Origin of the sequence: Pseudoalteromonas sp. G4 (genome assembly GCF_028875915.1) — a bacterium.
Lineage (GTDB): Bacteria > Pseudomonadota > Gammaproteobacteria > Enterobacterales > Alteromonadaceae > Pseudoalteromonas.
Map to the genome: position 1 here is coordinate 1 of NZ_JAPEHW010000080.1, position 18,518 is coordinate 18,518.

Consider the following 18,518-nt stretch of genomic DNA (forward strand, 5'->3'; position numbering starts at 1 on the left):
ACGCCTGCCGAGTGTGTCGGGTGTAAGCCCTTTAATCGCCAGTGGCTTTAATACCTCGCCACGCATAGCCAATAGTGCAATGGCCTCGCACTCAATCACCGTCGCAAGCGTTTGTAACAGTTGTTCAAATCGGTCTTGATTATCGAGACTGGTCACTTGCGCTTTTGCAAATTCCACTAAGGTTAAAGAGTTAATTGCCATACAAAATCACCTAAAAACACACCCGTGTCATTATGACTTGTTTCCGCGGTGTGTCAAATTGACTTGTTTGTTGGTGTTTAACGGCGCTTATTTTAATTAACCATCTGATTAATATTGATAAATTAATTTTGGCATTGTTGCTGCTATATCAAGCTGAATTTAAATGAAATTAAGGCTTAATTATGCAGCAAGTTGTTAATGAGACTGCTTTTATCAATCACGAGCGTGCGCTAACGCTACCAAATAAAAACAAAAAAAATGTGTTTGGTTTTACTAAGCAAGTGGGTAATTGGTTAATGTTAGTTCCTGTTAGTTTGTTTATTAGTTGTTTGCTAATCAGTTACCCATTTGCTGAGTATTTTTCAATGTCTCAGCAAATTGCCGCTCATATCGGTACTATGGTGTTTCCTGCATTTTTTAAGATTGGCTATGTTGTGCGCTGTATTGGGCAGCATGGCTTAGGCCAACGTGTGTAGGTGGTTCGATGTTAAATATTCAAGAACCACACGCGCAAGATAGCGAAGCCGTTGGCGCATTTTCAGAACATGCCTTTTTTCAATTGGCATTTCGCTCAAGCTTTATTTTAGGGGCAATCGCATCAATTTTAGCCATGATAATGTGGCTAGGCTTCTTAAATGCGTGGTGGCAGTTAAATCCAACAGGCTTAACCCCAACGGTATGGCATTTACACGAAATGTTATTTGGCTTTGGTGCCACCATTGCAACAGGCTTTGTATTAACTGCGGTGCAAACATGGACTGGCAGGCCAAGTATACAGGGGGCACCCCTGATTGCTTTGGTTGGCCTTTGGCTCATTATACGCGCGCTGTTTTTTGTTAATTCAACGGCAAGTGTCATTTTAGCTACCGTACTGCAAAGTATTTGGTGGATATGCATTATCGCTGTGTATGCCTACATAGTTTTGCTTGCTAAAAACCGTCGTAACTACTTATTTATCCCTTTATTTACGGTGATGGCGCTACTTGAAATGGTGCTACTGGTAAGCGAACTCACCATAGATACCGCACAGGCACTGCATATTGGCCGCACTATGGTGCTGATGTTTGGCATTTTAATGGGCATTGTGGGTGGGCGTGTTATTCCGTTTTTCACACGTAACGGTGCCAAGCTTAAAGAAGTGTCGCATCCGCCTTTGCTTGATACGCTGTTATTGGTTGTTTCCTTACTCGGCACTTTAGTATTTTTTAGCCATTTCTATATTTCCCTGCCGTTATCGCCTGCGTATTTAATGATAGCAGCAGGCTGCTTGCACCTTGCAAAGCTGGGTTTTTGGCAAAGTAATAAAACGCTCGGTATCTCTCTTTTATGGTCATTACATTTAGCGTATGGCGCACTTGGTCTTGGCCTTATTTTACTTGGTACGAGCTATTTTACGCCGCTTATTCCTTTTAGTTCTGGGCTCCATGTGATCACTGTAGGCGCTATGGGGCTGATGATTTTATCTATGATGAGTCGCGTTTCGCTTGGCCATACAGGGCGAGTATTAATACCCAAAGTGATTATGGGTAAAGCTTTTTTACTGCTTTTTCTTGTAGCCGTTACACGCGCATTACTACCTGCAATAGGGCTTGCCCATTTGGCATGGCAAGTGAGTGCGGTTGGCTGGATTATCGCGTTTGCAATTTTTGTTTGGGTGTATTGCCCAATATTAATCGCTCCTCGCCAAGATAGTTTTCGTTAATTCCTAATTATTTATTTCTTATTTCTAACAACACGTTGCAACACACGAGGTATTACATGTTACAACAACGTCATATTGATATTATTAAAAGTTTAGTGCCATTACTTTCTGAGACAGGGCCTGCGCTAACAGCCCACTTTTATGAAAGGTTGTTTTTTCATCAGCCTGAACTTAAACATATCTTTAATATGAGCAATCAAGCGTCGGGTAGGCAAAAGGCTGCTTTATTTGAAGCTATCGCAGCGTATGCGCAGCATATTGATAATGTAGGCGCACTAAAAAGTGCGGTTGAGCGCATCGCTCATAAGCACACAAGCTTTAATATTCAACCCGAAATGTACCAAATAGTAGGTCATCACCTAACCGAAACTCTAAGGGAATTAACGGGTGAGTTATTTACCGCTGAAGTTGAAGAAGCGTGGACTGCCGCATATGACTTTTTAGCGTCTGTGTTTATTCAACGCGAAGGTGAGCTTTATGAAAGCCGTGCAAAAAGCCAAGGTGGTTGGCGCGATAGTCGCCCATTCGTAGTAAGTGAAAAAATCAAAGAATCTGAACTGGTTACAAGCTTTGTCCTTACCCCACAAGACGGCAATGATGTGATTGGTTATGCGCCAGGGCAATATTTAGGTATTTCAGTCTCACCAAGTAATTACGACTTTACCGAAATTCGTCAATATTCGTTATCAAACAAGCCTAATGGGCAAAACTACCGTATTTCGGTAAAACGCGAAAAAGGCGAACCAGACGGTCTTGTTTCAAACTACTTACATGATGAAATTAACTGTGGCGATACCCTTAATGTGTTTGCCCCAGCTGGTGATTTTTTCTTTCAAGATAAGCAATCACCGGTAGTACTTATTTCAGCAGGGGTGGGTGTTACGCCAATGCAGTCAATGTTTGAGTATTTATCGGCAGTAAATTACAACGAAGATGTATTTTATCTACATGCCTGCAGCACAAATAAACAGCACTCATTTAAACAGCGTACCAATGAGCTTGCCACGTTAAATAACTGGCAAACGTACACTTGGTATGAATCGCAGGAGATGCAGACGGATAATTCAGCTAATAGCTTTAGTGGTTTAATGAACTTAGATAAGGTGAACTTACCATTTAGCCTAGGTAATTTTTATCTCTGTGGGCCTGTTGCGTTTATGCGATTTGTGAAAAATCAATTGTTAGATATGGGTGTAGCGGCTGAGCGTATTCACTACGAAGTATTTGGCCCGCATGCGGAGCTATAAGAAACGAACCTAGAAATTACAGTGTTTAACCAGCTTGATTGACGGTAAAGAAAGGCTATTTAAATATAAAATAGCCTTTATACAGAATAAGTTTACTAATTCAGTCTATCTTATCTAGTTTCGCTAGCGTGTTTTGATAATTATATGCGAGGTCTACTTCTTGCGCATGTAATTCTTGCAAGGTGCTTTTCAGTAAATACAGTGTTTCTTTTAAATTTTCAGCGCGCATACTTTCGCGTGAGTTCATTACCTCAATAAATTGCATTAAGGTTTTCTCAACGCCCATTTGTTGTAATTTATATACTTTTGAAATTAAAAATGTGGTTTCAATGTCAAGAGAAACATCGCTGCTCGCCTGTTGCAAAGATTCCCATGCGGTTCGACTTATAAAGTCTTGCATTAAGCCTTTTGGCATTAACCCCAATATATAGCTGCGTGGATCAGTTTCTGCAGGAGTGTCTTCAAGTTGTGTGATGGCATTATCAAACTCTCCAATAAGTTGCTTATGATATGGAGTCCAGTTGCTTAATGTTTTTAAATTTGTGCTGAGTTCAACTTCAATCATTTGCAATGCGCGATTTTTTTCTTCTTCAGCTTTCAATTGCCCACGATATTCGTTTAAGAATAATGCTAAAAGCACACTAAAAATGATGAGTGAAGACTCAAATACGATTTTGATAATACTATTTTTAATAGCTGCGGTGTCCGTTTTTGCCATGTCTGATCCTTGCAAATATTTGAGTTGAGTTTCACATGTCGTTATTTTTAACATACACACCTTGGTGTATTGGGATCAAGTGAGAATACTTGATAAGTAAAAGTAGCTACGCCTTTAACCTAGTTTGCTTTTTAACTGTTCACGGTATTGCTCGCCTATTGGAATTTCAATCTCACCTAGCTCTAAATACTGATGTGCATAAGCGCTGATGTGGTCTAAATTCACAATAAACGAGCGGTGTACACGGGCAAAGTTAGTGGGCAATTGGCTTTCAAACGCGCTCATACTGCTTTTGATAATATGACTGCCATCACGCAGGAAGATTTTTATATAATCTTTTAAGCCTTCTACATATAAAACGTTTTCAAACACAATGCGTACTTGCTTACGGTTTTCACGCACAAACATCCCATTTGGCGCTTGTTGCGTTGGCACATTTGGTTCAGCGTGATGTATGTTAGTTATGCGCTGCTTAAACTTTTCGATGGCTTTAAAAAAGCGTGAAAATACAATGGGTTTTAATAGGTAATCCACAGCATCTAACTCAAAGCCTTCTATAGCATAGTCGCGATACGCGGTAGTAAAAATCACATAGGGCTTATGGGCAAGATTTTGATAAAAATCGGTGCCTTTTAATACCGGCATTTCAATGTCTAAAAACAATAAATCAACGCTTTGGTTTTGCAATAATTGATGTGCTTCAATGGCGCTGCTGCAGCTGGCAACGATTTCAAATTCAGCAAACTGCGCCAAGTGCATTTCAATCAGTTCGCGGCCAAGCGCTTCATCATCCACAATGATGCAGCGATAGCGTGTTTGTTGAGTTTGAATTGCCATATTTACTTTGCTTCCTTGTTAAGTGTAAGGGTAGCCAAATAGCTATTTGGGGTATGATCAATGGTCAGTGAAAATGCGTTAGGGTAGAGCATTTCCAATTGCTTGGTCATATTGGTTAGTCCCACACTGGGCGAATCTTTATTGGCTTCACTGTGCTCTGGGATTGAGTTTTTAACCTCAAAGGTGATTGCATCACGATTTGAAGTTAACACAATGTCTACAAACGCGGTATTAAGTTCATTACTGGTGCTGTGTTTACAGGCGTTTTCCACCAAGTTTAATAACAGCAAAGGGGCGATGGTGTGGGGATAATTTATCTCGCTAGAAAAGCTCACTTTGAGCGTGTCTGACTTACGAATGCACTCTAAATCAAGGTAATTTTGAATAAGTGTAATCTCACTATTAAGCGACACATAGCGCTCGTTACAGCGATAAACTACGTAATCTAAAATATCAGCCAGCTTTTCGATTACCAGCGGAGTTTGGTCGGACTTTTTCAGTGCCAGTAAATACAAATTATTTAGCGTATTGAAAATAAAATGCGGGTTTAGTTGGTTTTTTAAAGCGGCTAATTCGGCTAAGTTCTTCTGCTCTTTTAATTCCAAAATATAGCTTTGTTTTTTGTAAAACTGCCTTGCCATTAATACCGCCGTTGGGAAAAACAGTTGCGGCATTTTTGAAAAGACAATGTATTTAAATGCCCAAAAGCTAAATAAACGGTACTGAATACCTTGGTCCTGCGTGACATACGGTAAATTTTGATAGGTCTCTGGGTAACTCGGTTCAATATAAAAATAGCGAACTGCAATCACCCAGTACGCACCAAGTAAAAGTACACCCAATAACGTGGCGATAAAAAGAGGCATTTGGTCTTTATCAAGCAGTTTGGGCACTAAAAACTTTAAGGTGACAAATGCAACAATGGCTTGCACAAACACTATGCTGCCAATGGTCTCTATTATTTCTTTAAATGATGCGTAGTTTTCCCAGTGCGGCCCCATATTCAGTAAAAACACCAATAACCAAAGCGCTAAAAGCCAAACGCGTGTGCTGTTAAGCGCTGTTATGGAATTGTTTGCTTTATTTAGTTCATTCAACATCTTAGTTTGGCAGCTCTGAATTTACTGGGGTATCGCTTTCACTATATCTCAATAACAAATCAAAGGGCTAGTGTGTAGACAAACGCATCGTTACTGTCGACGAAAGCAGCTTTTTTTATCGTTTTTTATCAAAACGCCCATATCACCAATTTAATCGCTAACTCTAAGTGGTTGGTCGAGTAAATACACACGCGCAAGAAAACCCATAACACTGAGTCTTACTTTTAATAGCAGGACATTATTATGCGTTTACTCATCACCCTTTTTATTTTAACCACACACATCGCGTTTGCTGATGACAGACAAGCCGCCCTTGAAGCATCACATGCAAAAGCTGCAACAGTGCAAACCCAAAAAGCCATTTTGGTTACTGGTGCAAGTTCAGGTATTGGCCGAACAATCACTGAAACGTTAGCACGCCAAGGGCACTTTGTATTTGCTGGCGCACGCAAGCAAAAAGACATTGATGCATTGAACCAACTTACAAATGTGCAAGCAATACGGTTAGATGTAACCATTCAGTCAGATATCGATGCTGCAGTAAACACCGTTAAAGCATCGGGCAAAAAGCTCCATGGCCTTGTTAATAATGCAGGGGTTGCTGTGTTTGGCCCATTAATTGAAATCCCCGAGCGCGATATTGATTTTCAAGACAACGTAAATGTTATGGGGCCTTATCGAATCACCAAGGCGTTTGCGCCATTAATTATCGAAAACAAAGGGCGAATTGCCAATATTGGTTCAATTTCAGGATTGATGTCGAGCACCATGTTTGGCCCTTACAGCATGACAAAGCATGCCATCGAAGCGTTTAGTGAGGCATTGTCATCAGAAATGCGTAAGTTTGATGTGAAAGTCAGTGTTATTGCGCCTGGAAATTACAATTCCAATATTATGAAAAACCTGCATAAACGCCTGAAACAACAAGGCAGTGATACAACGAATTCGCTTTACGCTGAGGAATACCAAAAATTTGCCAACTTTACACAACCTGATCGCAGCAAATTTAAAGCGCCCGATGATGTAGCTAATGCGGTTGTGAAAGCCTTATTCGATGAAACACCGCATATGCGTTACCTAGTAGTACCCAGCGAGCAAGAGGCCATGATGCCAATTAAAAACACGCTCAAAAAAGTAGCAGAGCTTAATGCCTCACATGCGTTTACGTTTGATAAAAAACAGATGTTGGCGTGGCTGTCGCACGAAATCGACAAAGCAAATCAGTAGCGTGTAAGGAGTGATAGCATGACCAACCAAACACGTAAATTGAGTCTTTCAGGTTTATTAAACACCTTGTCGCAGGTTAAATCGAACGAGTTAAGCGCCACACTCGCGGCATTTATTATGGCGTTTATGGTATTTTGTGCTGCGCCCAGTGCGAGACGCCCTTGCCAGTGATTGGAGCGACAGCGAGGTGAGTTTTTTATGGAATATGCAGTTTGTAATTAGCTTAGTGATTGTCTCTATTTATGGCTTTGCGATTGATAAGCTCAAGTTTAAGTATATAGTGCCAACCGTTTATAGCTTATTTGCAGGCAGTTTTATCGCGTTTTATTTGTTAATGCCGCTGTTTTCCTCCGCCGTTTTGATTGAAAAGGCCTTTTATGTTTGGGTGAGCGCATTTAGCTTATTTCATATTTCGGTGTTTTGGAGCTTTATGTCCGACACCTTTAATCAAAAACAAAGCACGCGTTTATTTCCCATAATCGCAGCTGGCGCAAGTGCCGGGGCGATTATTGGCCCGTCTATTCCATCACTGTTTGGCAGTGTGTTAGATGAAGGGCAGCTTATGTTAATCGCCGCATCGGCCTTAATGCTGGTGGTTCCTCTCACCTTATATATTTACCACTTAAAGCATACGCAACTACACAACACGCAGCATAGTTTTGATGCAACAACGTCATCATTGGCACAAGGCTGGGCAAGCGGGTTTAAATCACTAGTTTCAAATCCAAAACTGTTAGGCATTGCCGCATTTATTTTGCTCTATGTATTTATAGGCTCATTTATTTACTTTGAACAAAAACAATTACTGGCACCTTTTCCGCGGGCAGAGCGCACACAAATATTGGCAAGCATTGATTGGTTTGTGAATGTGTTGACCTTTGTTATGGCATTTTTTGTCTCTGGGCGATTAGTTAAAAAGGCAGGGCTCGGGCTGTCTTTGGCGTTAGTGCCACTTTTGTTGATGGCTGGTTTATTGATTTTGGCTTTTGCGCCAAGCGTGATGGTGATTTTGGTGATTCAAATTGTACGCCGTGCAGGTAACTACTCACTTACTCGCCCTGCAAGAGAAATGCTGTTTACTCAAGTAACGGTAGATGAACGCTTTAAAGCAAAACCGGTAATTGATGTAGCCGTTTATCGTGGCGGCGATGCCGTAAGTGGCATGTTATTCGCGGGGTTAACTGAGGGCTTAGGACTTGGATTATTTGCAGTTTCACTGGTGGGGGCGAGTATCGCATCACTTTGGGCACTGTGTGGTTTTTTGCTCGGAAGAGGGTATGCAAGACAGCATTTATCGAAAACAGAGAATGCTGAATTAGCGCCATTAGCAGCAAGCCGCTCCAATGCCTAAAAAGCATGAATCAAAAACTTTTAAGGAGAAAAGATGCACGTTAAATACCTTATGCTGATGATGGTTTGTGTGAGCTTTTCATGTATAGCTTATGAACCGCTCTCACTCTCTCGATTACAAACACTATTAACAGAGCCTAATCGCTCAGATGTTGATAAACAGCACGATGCAAATAGAAAGCCAGCCCAAATAATGCGTTTTGCAGGCGTTGCCAGCGGGCAGACCATACTTGATATCTACGCTGGTGGCGGTTGGTACAGTGAACTTTTTTCCCGTGCTGTGGGCGAGCAAGGAAAAGTCTATGCCCATAACGATAGACTTACTTGGCGCTTTGGCAAAAAAGAGATGTTGGCGCGCTCTAAGCGCCAAACGCTGAAAAATATTATGCGCTTTGACCAAGTCGCAATAAAAGAGATTCCGCTGTCTTCGTCGAGCATTGATATTGCGTTTATGGGCATTAACTATCACGACTTATTTTTCACCCATCGAAATCGCAATGGTGAACGGCAAATTATGCGCGATAAGGTTGTGGATTATCGACAGGCTTTTAGCCATATAAAACGCTTACTTAAACCAGAAGGCGTGCTGATCATTATTGATCATCATGCCGAGGCGGGTTCTGGTTATGAAGCTGCTAATAACTTACACAGAATTGACGAAAATATAGTGAAGTATCAGCTGCAATCACTGGGATTTGTTTTAAAAGAAGAAGCCTTTTATTTGCAAAACCCAAACGATGATTTGGAACAATCGGTATTCGCGAAAGATATTCGAGGTAAAACCAGTCGCTTTATTTTAAAGTTTGGTAAAGAAGGGCAACATTAGCGTTGGCAAGAGTGTTTATTTAATAGTGGTTATTAAAAGTGCATATACAAAAGTAATGCCGTACATCAGCATTACTTTTATAAGGTGAGTACTTATTCGATTAAAGTAACTAGCCGTTACTTTAATCGTAATTGAATAAACTCAGCGAGTTTATCAACCGCGTGCGATTCTTCGCTTTGTTTTATTAAGCTAATGCCTACTTCACCAAGCTCAGGCAGTTGGCTGGTGGATTTTGCCCAGTTTAAGTCGTTTGGTACCGTGTGTTTGGCAAGTACCGTAATGCCTAGGTTTTCTTTTAATGCGGCGCTAATGCCAGCAAGGTCGGCGTTGGTGTACACAATACGCCATTTTAATCCTGCTTTTTCCAGTGCTTCAATGGCGCGGCGGCGATAAATACAGCCTTCTTCTGCAGCAATCAGGTTAACCACTTCGGTATTAATGTTATTTACATCACCGACCCAAACTAGTTCATCATCCATAAAAATAGGGTATTTAGACTGCTCAGGGCCTTCCAGTAGTGCCAATATTAAATCGTATTGTTCGCGGTTATCGCTGTGGCGTAGCTTTTTACTGAGCTCTGACTTTACCTCTAGGGCAACATCAGGGTAGAGGCTTACAAAATCACCAATAATGGCAGGCAACACCGTTGCAGCAAATTCACTTGGAATACCCAAACGAACTTTACCTGCTAATACTTCAGAGCTAAATGTTTGCAAAATGGTGTCGTTTACTTGAAGCAACTGCTTTGCTAGCGGCAGTAAAATCTCCCCATGCTGGTTAAGTACTTGGCGCTGGCCTTGCTTTTTAAACAGCTTATTACCTAATAATTCTTCTAAACGCTTAATCTGCAAACTTACTGCAGGTTGCGATAAACCAAGCAATTCACCGGCTTTGGCAAAACCGCCAACCTCAACCACTGTGATTAAGGTGCGCAAGCTATCGGTTGGGATATTTTTCATAAAGCACTCCACACATTACATTTTGAAATTTATTTTTGTTTAATGATTAGTATTATTTATCAATTTATAAAAAAATACAATTTGATTGTTGCAAGGTGGCCTAACATAATTTTGATTGTTAATTTTCACTGGAGATTGGGCATGACAATACAAGTGCCTCACCTATTTGGTAGCCATCAAAATGCATACACGGGCGCAAACGAATTTGCGCAAATGAACGACCGCACCATTATTGATGTGACGGGCAGCGCTGCGTTACCGTATTTACAAACACTTATTTCCAGTGATGTACGCCATTTAACTGTGCCGGGAATGGGGCTTCGTTGCACAGCAAAAGTAAATGGTAATGAGATTGCGCTTGAGCTTTACTACTTTACTGAACTGGCATTTCGTATTTTTGTTGATAACGATATTGCACCGGCTTTAGTTGCTGCGTTAAGTGAAGGGGAAGAGTCGCACGATATTGATGTGATCACCCGTAATGACTTACGCATATTAGCAATACGCGGAGATAATGCGTTTAAAACTCTGTTAAGCGAATTTTCACTAACCGCAGGTATTATTTTAACCGGTGAGCAACAAAGATACGCGCGCCAAGCGGGTAATGTGTTTTTAACGGCAACCCATTTAGAAAGCCACAAGGGCTTTGAGCTAGTCGCAAAAAGCGACGAACTGGTTAAATGGCAAAGTCGATTTAATGCACTAGGCTTTAGCGAGCAAGCAGAATTACTAGTTTAAGCAAAGGCTTAACAAACTTAATGGCGGTTAGATTGACCGCTATTTTATATTTAGCGTTGTAATCAATTTAATAAATAAAAATTATTGAAATAAATTAATTACATAATGCGTAAAACTTATAACTTTTCTGGGTGCGAAAGCCATATTGTTTCGGTATAATCGCCGCCCATGTTATTCCCTCAACCGGACAATTGTCCTGTTGAAGCCACGCCGCACCTTGTGCGGGTAGATTTGAAAGTGTAGGAATATTATGACTTCAAAAACTGTATTACACGCCAAGCATCTTGAAGCGGGTGCAAAAATGGTTGATTTCCACGGCTGGGAAATGCCAATCAACTATGGTTCACAAATCGAAGAGCACCACGCTGTTCGTCAAGACGCAGGTATGTTCGACGTGTCACACATGACAATCGTTGACGTTAAAGGCGAAGATGCAAAACCTTTCTTACGTAAACTAGTAGCAAACGATGTAGAAAAACTACAAGTTGCTGGTAAAGCGTTATACACAGGTATGCTTAACGCCGAAGGCGGTGTAATTGACGACCTTATCATTTATTTCTTCACTGAAACTGAGTACCGCCTAGTGGTTAACTCAGCAACACGTGAAAAAGACTTAGCACACATTGGTGCAGTTGCAGCTGACTATAAAGTAGAAGTTACTGAGCGCCCAGAGTATGCAATGATTGCCGTACAAGGCCCGAATGCAAAAGCAAAAACGGCAACAATTCTTGACGAAAATCAACAAGCTGCTGTTGAAGGTATGAAACCATTCTTTGGTGTGCAAGCGGGTGATTTATTTATCGCAACAACTGGCTATACTGGTGAAGACGGTTATGAAATCGTTGTTCATAACGACGGTGCAGAAGCGTTATGGCAAGCACTTTTAGACGCAGGTGTACGCCCAGCAGGCCTTGGTGCACGTGACACGCTACGTTTAGAAGCAGGTATGAACCTTTACGGCCAAGATATGGACGAAACGGTATCACCACTTGCAGCGAACATGGCTTGGACACTGGCTTGGGAACCTGAAGATCGTGACTTTATTGGTCGTGACGTGGTTGCTAAGCAGCGCATCGATCAAAGTACTGACAAACTAGTTGGTTTAGTACTTGAAGAAAAAGGCGTACTACGCGCTGGTCTTAAAGTAATTGTTGACGGTGGCGAAGGTGTGATTACTTCTGGTACATTCTCACCTACACTAGGTCACAGTATTGCCCTTGCGCGTGTGCCACGCTCAACTGGCGAAACTGCACAAGTTGAAATGCGTAAAAAGCACGTTGACGTAAAAGTTGTAAAACCTTGCTTTGTACGCAATGGTAAATCAGTAATCTAAATCGATATGGGGTATTAATACCCCTTAGTACCAATTTTGGTATAACAAAATTAAACCGAAGGATTTATAAGAATGAGCAATATCCCTGCCGATTTAAAATATGCATCTTCACACGAATGGGTTCGCGCTGAAGGTAACGGTGTTTACTCAGTAGGTATCTCTGAGCACGCACAAGAGCTATTAGGTGATATGGTTTTCGTTGACCTACCAGACGTAGACGACGAAGTAGATGCAGGTGAAGACTGTGCAGTTGCAGAATCTGTAAAAGCAGCGTCTGATATTTACGCACCAATCTCAGGTACTATCGTTGAAATCAACGAAGAACTTGAAGATTCTCCAGAGACAGTTAACTCTGACCCTTACGGCGACGGTTGGTTATTCAAAATCAAAGCTTCTGACGAGTCAGAACTTGATAACCTACTAGACGCAGAAGGTTACGAAAATTCGATCGATGAAGACTAATTCTTCGTATTGATTTTTGTAGTATGAAAAGCTCCAATTTTGGAGCTTTTCATGTTTTTACACTCAGTAAATATTTAAATCTTTTATTTAAAGATAAAAATTTTAAATATTTATTAAATTTTTGATTAGTAAAGCCAATCATTTAGCTCATTTATAGTGCGCTGATGAAAAGCTGCCTAACCGTACTGAGCACACAGTATTGTTAGCTAGTCGTGTATGTAAATGCCATAGGAAGTTAGACACATGTCAAACGTAAAATCGCTTGAACAACTTGAGCAAAAGCAAGATTTTATCCGCCGCCATATCGGTCCGGACGCAAACCAGATTTCAGCAATGCTAGCTGAGCTGGGCGTATCAAGTGTTGAAGAGCTTATGAACGAAACCGTGCCTGCAAGTATTCGTTTAGAGCAAGGTCTTAGCATTGGTGAAAGCCGCACTGAAGTTGAAACGCTTAGCTACTTAAAATCAGTAGCAAGCAAAAATAAGATTTTTAAATCTTACATAGGTCAAGGCTACCACCCAACGCACACACCTAACGTAATTTTACGTAACGTGTTAGAAAACCCAGGTTGGTACACAGCGTACACGCCATACCAGCCAGAAATCGCACAAGGTCGTTTAGAATCACTGCTTAACTTCCAAACGCTTTCTATGGATTTAACAGGTCTTGACCTTGCGTCTGCGTCATTACTTGACGAAGCAACTGCTGCTGCAGAAGCAATGGCACTTGCAAAGCGCGTATCTAAAGCGAAAAAAGCAAACCTTTTCTTTATTGCTGAAGACGTACACGCACAAACAATCGACGTTGTAGCAACACGTGCAGAACAATTTGGTTTTGAAGTAGTTGTTGGCCCTGCAGCAGATGCAGTAAACCACGAAATCTTCGGTGCACTTTTCCAATACCCAAGCACAACCGGTGAAGTTGTTGACGTACAAGGCCTAATCGCTGACGTACAAGACAAAAAAGCAATCGCGTGCGTGGCAGCAGACATCATGTCACTTATTCTACTTAAAGCACCAGGTAAATTAGGTGCAGACGTAGTATTAGGTTCTGCACAGCGTTTTGGTGTACCTATGGGTTACGGTGGTCCTCACGCGGCATTCTTCGCAACACGCGATAAGTACAAGCGTTCACTTCCAGGCCGTATTATTGGTGTTTCTAAAGACCGTTTAGGTAACGATGCACTACGTATGGCAATGCAAACTCGTGAGCAGCACATCCGCCGTGAAAAAGCGAATTCAAACATTTGTACTGCGCAGGTGTTACTTGCAAACATGGCTGCGTTCTACGCGGTTTACCACGGTGCAGAAGGCTTACGCACAATTGCATCACGCATTAACCGTTTTGCAAGCATTTTAGCAACAGGCTTAAAAGCAAAAGGCGTTACGCTTAAGCACGACACATGGTTTGACACCATCACAGTAACCAGCAACAAAGACGAAATCGTTGCACGTGCACTTGCAGCAGAAGTTAACTTTGCAACTAACCACGCAGGTGAGTTCTCGGTTTCTGTGAACGAAACAACAACACGTGAAGACGTAGCTGAATTATTCGACATCATCTTTGGCGCAGGCCATGGCCTTGACGTTGCAGCACTTGATGCACAAGTAACTGCTGACAACATCACAGGTATTCCAGCAAGCCTAGTACGTGACGACGAATTCTTAACGCACCCTAATTTCAACAGCTACCACAGCGAAACTGAAATGCTGCGTTACATCAAGCGCCTAGAGAACAAAGACTTAGCGCTTAACCACTCAATGATCTCGCTTGGTTCATGTACTATGAAACTAAACGCGACAGCTGAGATGATCCCAATCACTTGGCCTGAGTTTGCAAACCTTCACCCATTCTGCCCGCTAGACCAAGCAGAAGGTTACCAAGTAATGATTAACGAGTTACACGACTGGTTAGTAAACATTACAGGTTACGATGCAGTATCACTTCAGCCTAACTCAGGTGCACAAGGTGAATACGCAGGTCTTATCGCAATTCGTAAATACCACGAGTCACGTGGCGAAGGTCACCGTAATGTGTGCTTAATCCCAAGCTCTGCGCACGGTACTAACCCTGCGTCTGCGCAAATGGCAAGCATGAAAGTTGTGGTTGTTGAGTGTGATAAGCAAGGTAACGTTGACGTTGCTGACCTTAAAGCAAAAGCAGAAGAAGTTTCAGAAAACCTATCTTGTATCATGATCACTTACCCGTCTACACACGGTGTATTTGAAGATACAATCATGGAAATTTGTGACATCGTTCATCAGCACGGCGGCCAAGTATACATGGACGGCGCGAACATGAACGCGCAGGTTGGCGTAACTAGCCCAGGCTTTATCGGTTCTGACGTGTCGCACCTTAACCTTCACAAAACATTCTGTATTCCACACGGTGGCGGTGGCCCAGGTGTTGGTCCAATCGGTGTTAAATCGCACCTTGCACCATTTATGCCTAACCACAGCGTTATTAACGTACCGGGTACAACAGAAGGTAACGGCGCAGTATCAGCAGCACCTTACGGCTCAGCAGCAATTCTACCTATTTCATGGGCATACATTGCAATGATGGGTTCTGAAGGCCTTAAGCAAGCAACTGAAACAGCGATTGTGAATGCTAACTACCTAACTGAAAAGCTAAGCGAGCACTACCCAATTTTATACCGCGGCCAAAACAACCGCGTTGCGCACGAGTGTATTGTTGACTTACGCCCACTGAAAGAAAGCTCAGGCATTTCTGAAATGGACGTAGCAAAACGCTTAATGGACTACGGTTTCCACGCACCAACTATGTCGTTCCCAGTAGCGGGCACGCTAATGATTGAGCCAACTGAATCAGAAAGCAAAGTAGAGATTGATCGTTTCATCGAAGCAATGATCTCAATCCGTAAGGAAATTGCAAAAGTTGAATCAGGCGAGTGGACAGTAGAAAACAACCCATTAGTATTTGCACCGCACACGCAAGCTGACGTACTAGGTAACGAGTGGGAGCGTGCATATGACCGCTTCTACGCTGCATTCCCAGTACCAGCAGTAGCAAAAGACAAGTTCTGGCCAACAGTAACACGTATTGATGACGTGTTCGGCGACCGTAATCTTGTGTGTAGCTGTCCAGCGGTTGATAGCTATCGTGATGACGCGTAATTAACTGATTTAGTTATAGAATGTAATAAAAAGCAGCCTAATGGCTGCTTTTTTTGTTTGGGGAATTGGGGTAGGATTGGAAAACTAAAAATTGTAGTTTTTGTTGTATTTATAAGTGCGGTCTCACTCTTATTTCTTATAAGTCAATTTAAATAACGGACTTTGAGCCAATACAAAGTCACACAAGAATATACACTTCGATACGATAGTGGCATGAAGATTAAAATCCTGTCCGATGAAGTAACTAAAGTTTCGCTCTTAAGCCATAAAAGGAATTGAAATTAAGATGAAAAAAATAGACTTACATGTACATACTATAGCTACAAAATCTGATCCTCACTTTGAGTTCTCTTTTGATCAGATGAAAGAATATGTAGAATCAGAACAAATAGATTGTGTTGCGATTACTAATCACAACCTGTTTGATTTGAGTCAGTACAAAAAGATTTCAGCTGATTTAAACATTTGTGTCTTGCCGGGTATAGAAATAGATCTCGAAGGGGGGCATATATTAGTTATTGCAGACCCCTGTAATGTAGAAGATTTTGCAACAAAATGTCAAAAAATTACTAATTTGGTTACTTACCCTCACCCTAACGTTAAGTTAGATGAGTTTAAAGCTATTTTTCCCGATCTGGACACTTACATATTAATCCCGCACTACGACAAGTCACCTAAAATTAACAAATATGTTTTAGATCGACTTTCAGACTATATCAAGGCGGGTGAAGTTCAAGCACACAAAAAGTTTATTCAAACTTATAAGAACGAAAACTCACTCGTGCCTGTATTATTCAGTGATCTTAGAATGAAGAATGATTTAAAAATAATTCAATCTAGGCAAACTTACTTAGATATTGGGGATTGCAGTTTTAGAAGTATTAAGCTCGGTTTAACAAAAAAAGACTATGTTAGTTTGACTAAAGAGGAAGGGAATAAATTCATAGAAATACCTAATTCTCAAATTAAGATATCTACAGGGTTAAACGTGATATTAGGTAAAAGGTCATCCGGCAAGTCATATACTCTAAATTCTATTAGTGCAAGTTCTGAAGAAGATGATGTTAAATATATAAGACAATTTGAATTGCTAGAAAGTGATGATGAAGCTGACCGAAAAGAGTTTGACGCTCACGTTAGTAAAAATAGAAGTGACGTTACCGAAAAGTACTTAAGCCCGTTTAAATTAGTTGTGGATGATATTTTGACTGTGGACTCTAGGAGAGATGAAGGAGACATAGAGCGATATTTGAGTTCATTGATAGATAATGCTAATAATCAAGTAAGAAATGATGCTTTTTCAAAAGCTGCATTGTTTTCTTCTCCTCTATTTACAATAAAAGATAGCCAAGTTCTAAAAGAGTTGATTAGTTCAACAGAAAAGCTTTTAGATAATTTGGAATATAAGGATCTAATTAATAGTCACCTTTCTCGAGATTCTTTAATCAAACTGCATGCAGAATTAGTTAATAAGCTCAGACAAGAGCAAAAAGTAATAAAAATCCATCAGTTTGCCAACGAAATTGTTGAAAAGGTTAAACAAGACTTAAATAGAAAAAGCTCACAAACACCCATAGCAGAAATTGATTTTAGGCACTTAGCCTTAAATCGAGTCAAAGTTCGAAAGTTTAGTGATGTAGTCAGTTTGATTAAAGCATCTAAGAAAATAGATGAGAAACCATTATATGGATATAAGGTGGTTGCAGAGCGGGGTGAGTTTAAAAGTGCGACTGAATTAGGGCAGGTACTTAGAAGAAGAATGAGCTTAAAAGATGCCTTTTGTGTTTACCAAAAACCTATGAATTACATAGAAAAATTACAAGAAGCAGGTGTTGAAGATACAGAAATATATAAATATTTCTCAAAAATATCGTATCGCATACTAAATAAGTTCGGAGCTTCAGTATCAGGAGGGGAAAGGTCTGAATATAGACTTTTGAAAAAGCTTCATGATGCAAAAGATTTTGATATTTTATTAATAGATGAACCAGAGTCTTCTTTTGATAATGGGTTTTTATTTAATAGCGTAAACTCAATTATTAAAGATTTATCAAAGCAAATGCCAGTTGTGGTTGTAACTCATAATAGCACTGTAGGGAGCTCAATCGAGCCTGATTATTTAATCTATACGTCGAAAACTATTTTAGATGGAAAGCCAGTTTACGAAGTTTACTCAGGAAGACCAACAGATAAGTATTTACACACCAGTAGTGGAAAAAGCATTGAGAATTATCTCATTCAATTGGATTCACTAGAAGCAGGCATAATGCCATATACAAAAAGGAATGAAGGTTATGAAAGTATTAAAAGTTGATAGTAGCGGAATACCTAAATTTAGTTCGGATGGTAACGATTGGAAAAACATAGAGGATATTAAAAAAGAAGATATCGCTTCAATGCTAGATTTCTGTATAGATGAGGACGTTGAGCTGGAGTCCTATGATGAGTCAACTATTAAGAACCCAGCACAGAAAATAATTTATGAAAACATTTATAGTAAATTTAAAGCTTTTATTGATGAAAAAGATAATTTTCAAGATGAAGTGGATGGTTTGTATAAAGATGCTTTAGAAAAGTATAAAGTTGATTTGTAAAATGAATAAGAACAAATAACCAAAGATAAGAACAAACAACAAACTAATCAAGCAATGGGGTCAGCAATCAATGGGGTCAGAGTCGT

17 protein-coding genes and 1 pseudogene are annotated in these 18,518 nt (G+C 40.6%); 13 read left to right on the forward strand and 5 right to left on the reverse strand.

Annotation, left to right across the window (positions count from 1 at the left end):
• Positions 1-201, reverse strand: a pseudogene (locus ON073_RS17235) (nitric oxide reductase transcriptional regulator NorR); the annotation flags it as partial.
• Between the two features lie 182 nt (positions 202-383).
• On the opposite strand from ON073_RS17235, the gene ON073_RS17240 reads away from it, so the two are divergent.
• From ON073_RS17240 to hmpA, 3 genes are read left to right on the forward strand one after another with little or no spacing between them, the layout of a single operon-like run.
• The gene (locus ON073_RS17240) at positions 384-677 is read left to right on the forward strand and encodes a hypothetical protein (RefSeq protein WP_274763119.1); all 294 of its coding nucleotides are present in this window, start codon (positions 384-386) and stop codon (positions 675-677) included.
• Between the two features lie 8 nt (positions 678-685).
• Positions 686-1,903 carry an NnrS family protein gene (locus tag ON073_RS17245; RefSeq protein ID WP_274763120.1) on the forward strand — a complete coding sequence of 406 codons (1,218 nt, stop codon included), beginning with the start codon at positions 686-688 and terminating at the stop codon, positions 1,901-1,903.
• Positions 1,904-1,959: 56 nt separating this feature from the next.
• Positions 1,960-3,150, forward strand: coding sequence for an NO-inducible flavohemoprotein (gene hmpA, locus ON073_RS17250; RefSeq protein ID WP_274763121.1), 1,191 nt, complete (start codon positions 1,960-1,962; stop codon positions 3,148-3,150).
• Between the two features lie 100 nt (positions 3,151-3,250).
• Here the strand turns inward: hmpA and ON073_RS17255 are convergent, their stop codons facing one another.
• The 3 genes from ON073_RS17255 to ON073_RS17265 all read right to left on the reverse strand — a co-directional run bounded on the left by ON073_RS17255 (position 3,251) and on the right by ON073_RS17265 (position 5,805).
• Complete coding sequence (locus ON073_RS17255; protein ID WP_274763122.1) at positions 3,251-3,868, reverse strand: hypothetical protein; 618 nt, start codon at positions 3,866-3,868, stop codon at positions 3,251-3,253.
• A 114-nt stretch (positions 3,869-3,982) separates the two neighbouring features.
• Complete coding sequence (locus ON073_RS17260; RefSeq protein WP_274763123.1) at positions 3,983-4,705, reverse strand: LytR/AlgR family response regulator transcription factor; 723 nt, start codon at positions 4,703-4,705, stop codon at positions 3,983-3,985.
• 2 nt (positions 4,706-4,707) lie between these two features.
• The gene (locus ON073_RS17265) at positions 4,708-5,805 is read right to left on the reverse strand and encodes a sensor histidine kinase (RefSeq protein WP_274763124.1); all 1,098 of its coding nucleotides are present in this window, start codon (positions 5,803-5,805) and stop codon (positions 4,708-4,710) included.
• A gap of 243 nt (positions 5,806-6,048) precedes the next feature.
• On the opposite strand from ON073_RS17265, the gene ON073_RS17270 reads away from it, so the two are divergent.
• From ON073_RS17270 to ON073_RS17285, 4 genes are read left to right on the forward strand one after another with little or no spacing between them, the layout of a single operon-like run.
• Positions 6,049-7,032, forward strand: coding sequence for an SDR family oxidoreductase (locus ON073_RS17270; protein WP_274763125.1), 984 nt, complete (start codon positions 6,049-6,051; stop codon positions 7,030-7,032).
• 18 nt (positions 7,033-7,050) lie between these two features.
• Complete coding sequence (locus ON073_RS17275) at positions 7,051-7,203, forward strand: hypothetical protein (protein ID WP_274763126.1); 153 nt, start codon at positions 7,051-7,053, stop codon at positions 7,201-7,203.
• Positions 7,169-8,383 (forward strand): NTP/NDP exchange transporter, encoded by a 1,215-nt coding sequence (locus tag ON073_RS17280; RefSeq protein WP_274763127.1) that lies wholly within the window; start codon positions 7,169-7,171, stop codon positions 8,381-8,383. The genes ON073_RS17275 and ON073_RS17280 overlap by 35 nt, the downstream gene beginning before the upstream one ends.
• A 33-nt stretch (positions 8,384-8,416) precedes the next feature.
• The gene (locus ON073_RS17285; protein ID WP_274763128.1) at positions 8,417-9,208 is read left to right on the forward strand and encodes a class I SAM-dependent methyltransferase; all 792 of its coding nucleotides are present in this window, start codon (positions 8,417-8,419) and stop codon (positions 9,206-9,208) included.
• A gap of 116 nt (positions 9,209-9,324) precedes the next feature.
• Here ON073_RS17285 and ON073_RS17290 read toward each other — a convergent pair whose 3' ends face one another.
• Positions 9,325-10,167, reverse strand: a complete 843-nt coding sequence (locus ON073_RS17290; protein WP_040136537.1) for a LysR family transcriptional regulator — start codon at positions 10,165-10,167, stop codon at positions 9,325-9,327.
• Positions 10,168-10,308: 141 nt separating this feature from the next.
• Between ON073_RS17290 and ON073_RS17295 the strand changes: the two genes are divergently transcribed.
• The 6 genes from ON073_RS17295 (at position 10,309) to ON073_RS17320 (ending at position 18,432) form a co-directional block, all read left to right on the forward strand.
• Positions 10,309-10,905 carry a hypothetical protein gene (locus ON073_RS17295; RefSeq protein WP_274763129.1) on the forward strand — a complete coding sequence of 199 codons (597 nt, stop codon included), beginning with the start codon at positions 10,309-10,311 and terminating at the stop codon, positions 10,903-10,905.
• Positions 10,906-11,155: 250 nt separating this feature from the next.
• Positions 11,156-12,238, forward strand: coding sequence for a glycine cleavage system aminomethyltransferase GcvT (gene gcvT, locus ON073_RS17300; protein ID WP_274763130.1), 1,083 nt, complete (start codon positions 11,156-11,158; stop codon positions 12,236-12,238).
• A gap of 72 nt (positions 12,239-12,310) precedes the next feature.
• The gene (gene gcvH, locus ON073_RS17305; protein ID WP_010558681.1) at positions 12,311-12,700 is read left to right on the forward strand and encodes a glycine cleavage system protein GcvH; all 390 of its coding nucleotides are present in this window, start codon (positions 12,311-12,313) and stop codon (positions 12,698-12,700) included.
• Positions 12,701-12,943: 243 nt separating this feature from the next.
• A complete protein-coding gene (gene gcvP / locus ON073_RS17310) occupies positions 12,944-15,838 on the forward strand; it encodes an aminomethyl-transferring glycine dehydrogenase (RefSeq protein WP_274763131.1) in 2,895 nt (964 codons plus the stop codon).
• 286 nt (positions 15,839-16,124) lie between these two features.
• Positions 16,125-18,152, forward strand: a complete 2,028-nt coding sequence (locus ON073_RS17315) for a histidinol phosphatase (protein WP_274763132.1) — start codon at positions 16,125-16,127, stop codon at positions 18,150-18,152.
• Positions 18,133-18,432, forward strand: a complete 300-nt coding sequence (locus ON073_RS17320; protein WP_274763133.1) for a hypothetical protein — start codon at positions 18,133-18,135, stop codon at positions 18,430-18,432. Before ON073_RS17315 ends, ON073_RS17320 begins: the two co-directional genes overlap by 20 nt.
• The last annotated feature ends 86 nt before the right edge of the window (positions 18,433-18,518 follow it).

What these genes read in the sequence shown, in the direction of transcription:
- ON073_RS17240 (WP_274763119.1), top strand. Translation starts at nt 384, where the DNA reads ATGCAGCAAGTTGTTAATGAGACTGCTTTTATCAATCACGAGCGTGCG.
- ON073_RS17245 (WP_274763120.1), top strand. Translation starts at nt 686, where the DNA reads ATGTTAAATATTCAAGAACCACACGCGCAAGATAGCGAAGCCGTTGGC.
- hmpA (WP_274763121.1), top strand. Translation starts at nt 1,960, where the DNA reads ATGTTACAACAACGTCATATTGATATTATTAAAAGTTTAGTGCCATTA.
- ON073_RS17255 (WP_274763122.1), bottom strand. Translation starts at nt 3,868, where the DNA reads ATGGCAAAAACGGACACCGCAGCTATTAAAAATAGTATTATCAAAATC.
- ON073_RS17260 (WP_274763123.1), bottom strand. Translation starts at nt 4,705, where the DNA reads ATGGCAATTCAAACTCAACAAACACGCTATCGCTGCATCATTGTGGAT.
- ON073_RS17265 (WP_274763124.1), bottom strand. Translation starts at nt 5,805, where the DNA reads ATGTTGAATGAACTAAATAAAGCAAACAATTCCATAACAGCGCTTAAC.
- ON073_RS17270 (WP_274763125.1), top strand. Translation starts at nt 6,049, where the DNA reads ATGCGTTTACTCATCACCCTTTTTATTTTAACCACACACATCGCGTTT.
- ON073_RS17275 (WP_274763126.1), top strand. Translation starts at nt 7,051, where the DNA reads ATGACCAACCAAACACGTAAATTGAGTCTTTCAGGTTTATTAAACACC.
- ON073_RS17285 (WP_274763128.1), top strand. Translation starts at nt 8,417, where the DNA reads ATGCACGTTAAATACCTTATGCTGATGATGGTTTGTGTGAGCTTTTCA.
- ON073_RS17290 (WP_040136537.1), bottom strand. Translation starts at nt 10,167, where the DNA reads ATGAAAAATATCCCAACCGATAGCTTGCGCACCTTAATCACAGTGGTT.
- ON073_RS17295 (WP_274763129.1), top strand. Translation starts at nt 10,309, where the DNA reads ATGACAATACAAGTGCCTCACCTATTTGGTAGCCATCAAAATGCATAC.
- gcvT (WP_274763130.1), top strand. Translation starts at nt 11,156, where the DNA reads ATGACTTCAAAAACTGTATTACACGCCAAGCATCTTGAAGCGGGTGCA.
- gcvH (WP_010558681.1), top strand. Translation starts at nt 12,311, where the DNA reads ATGAGCAATATCCCTGCCGATTTAAAATATGCATCTTCACACGAATGG.
- gcvP (WP_274763131.1), top strand. Translation starts at nt 12,944, where the DNA reads ATGTCAAACGTAAAATCGCTTGAACAACTTGAGCAAAAGCAAGATTTT.
- ON073_RS17315 (WP_274763132.1), top strand. Translation starts at nt 16,125, where the DNA reads ATGAAAAAAATAGACTTACATGTACATACTATAGCTACAAAATCTGAT.
- ON073_RS17320 (WP_274763133.1), top strand. Translation starts at nt 18,133, where the DNA reads ATGAAAGTATTAAAAGTTGATAGTAGCGGAATACCTAAATTTAGTTCG.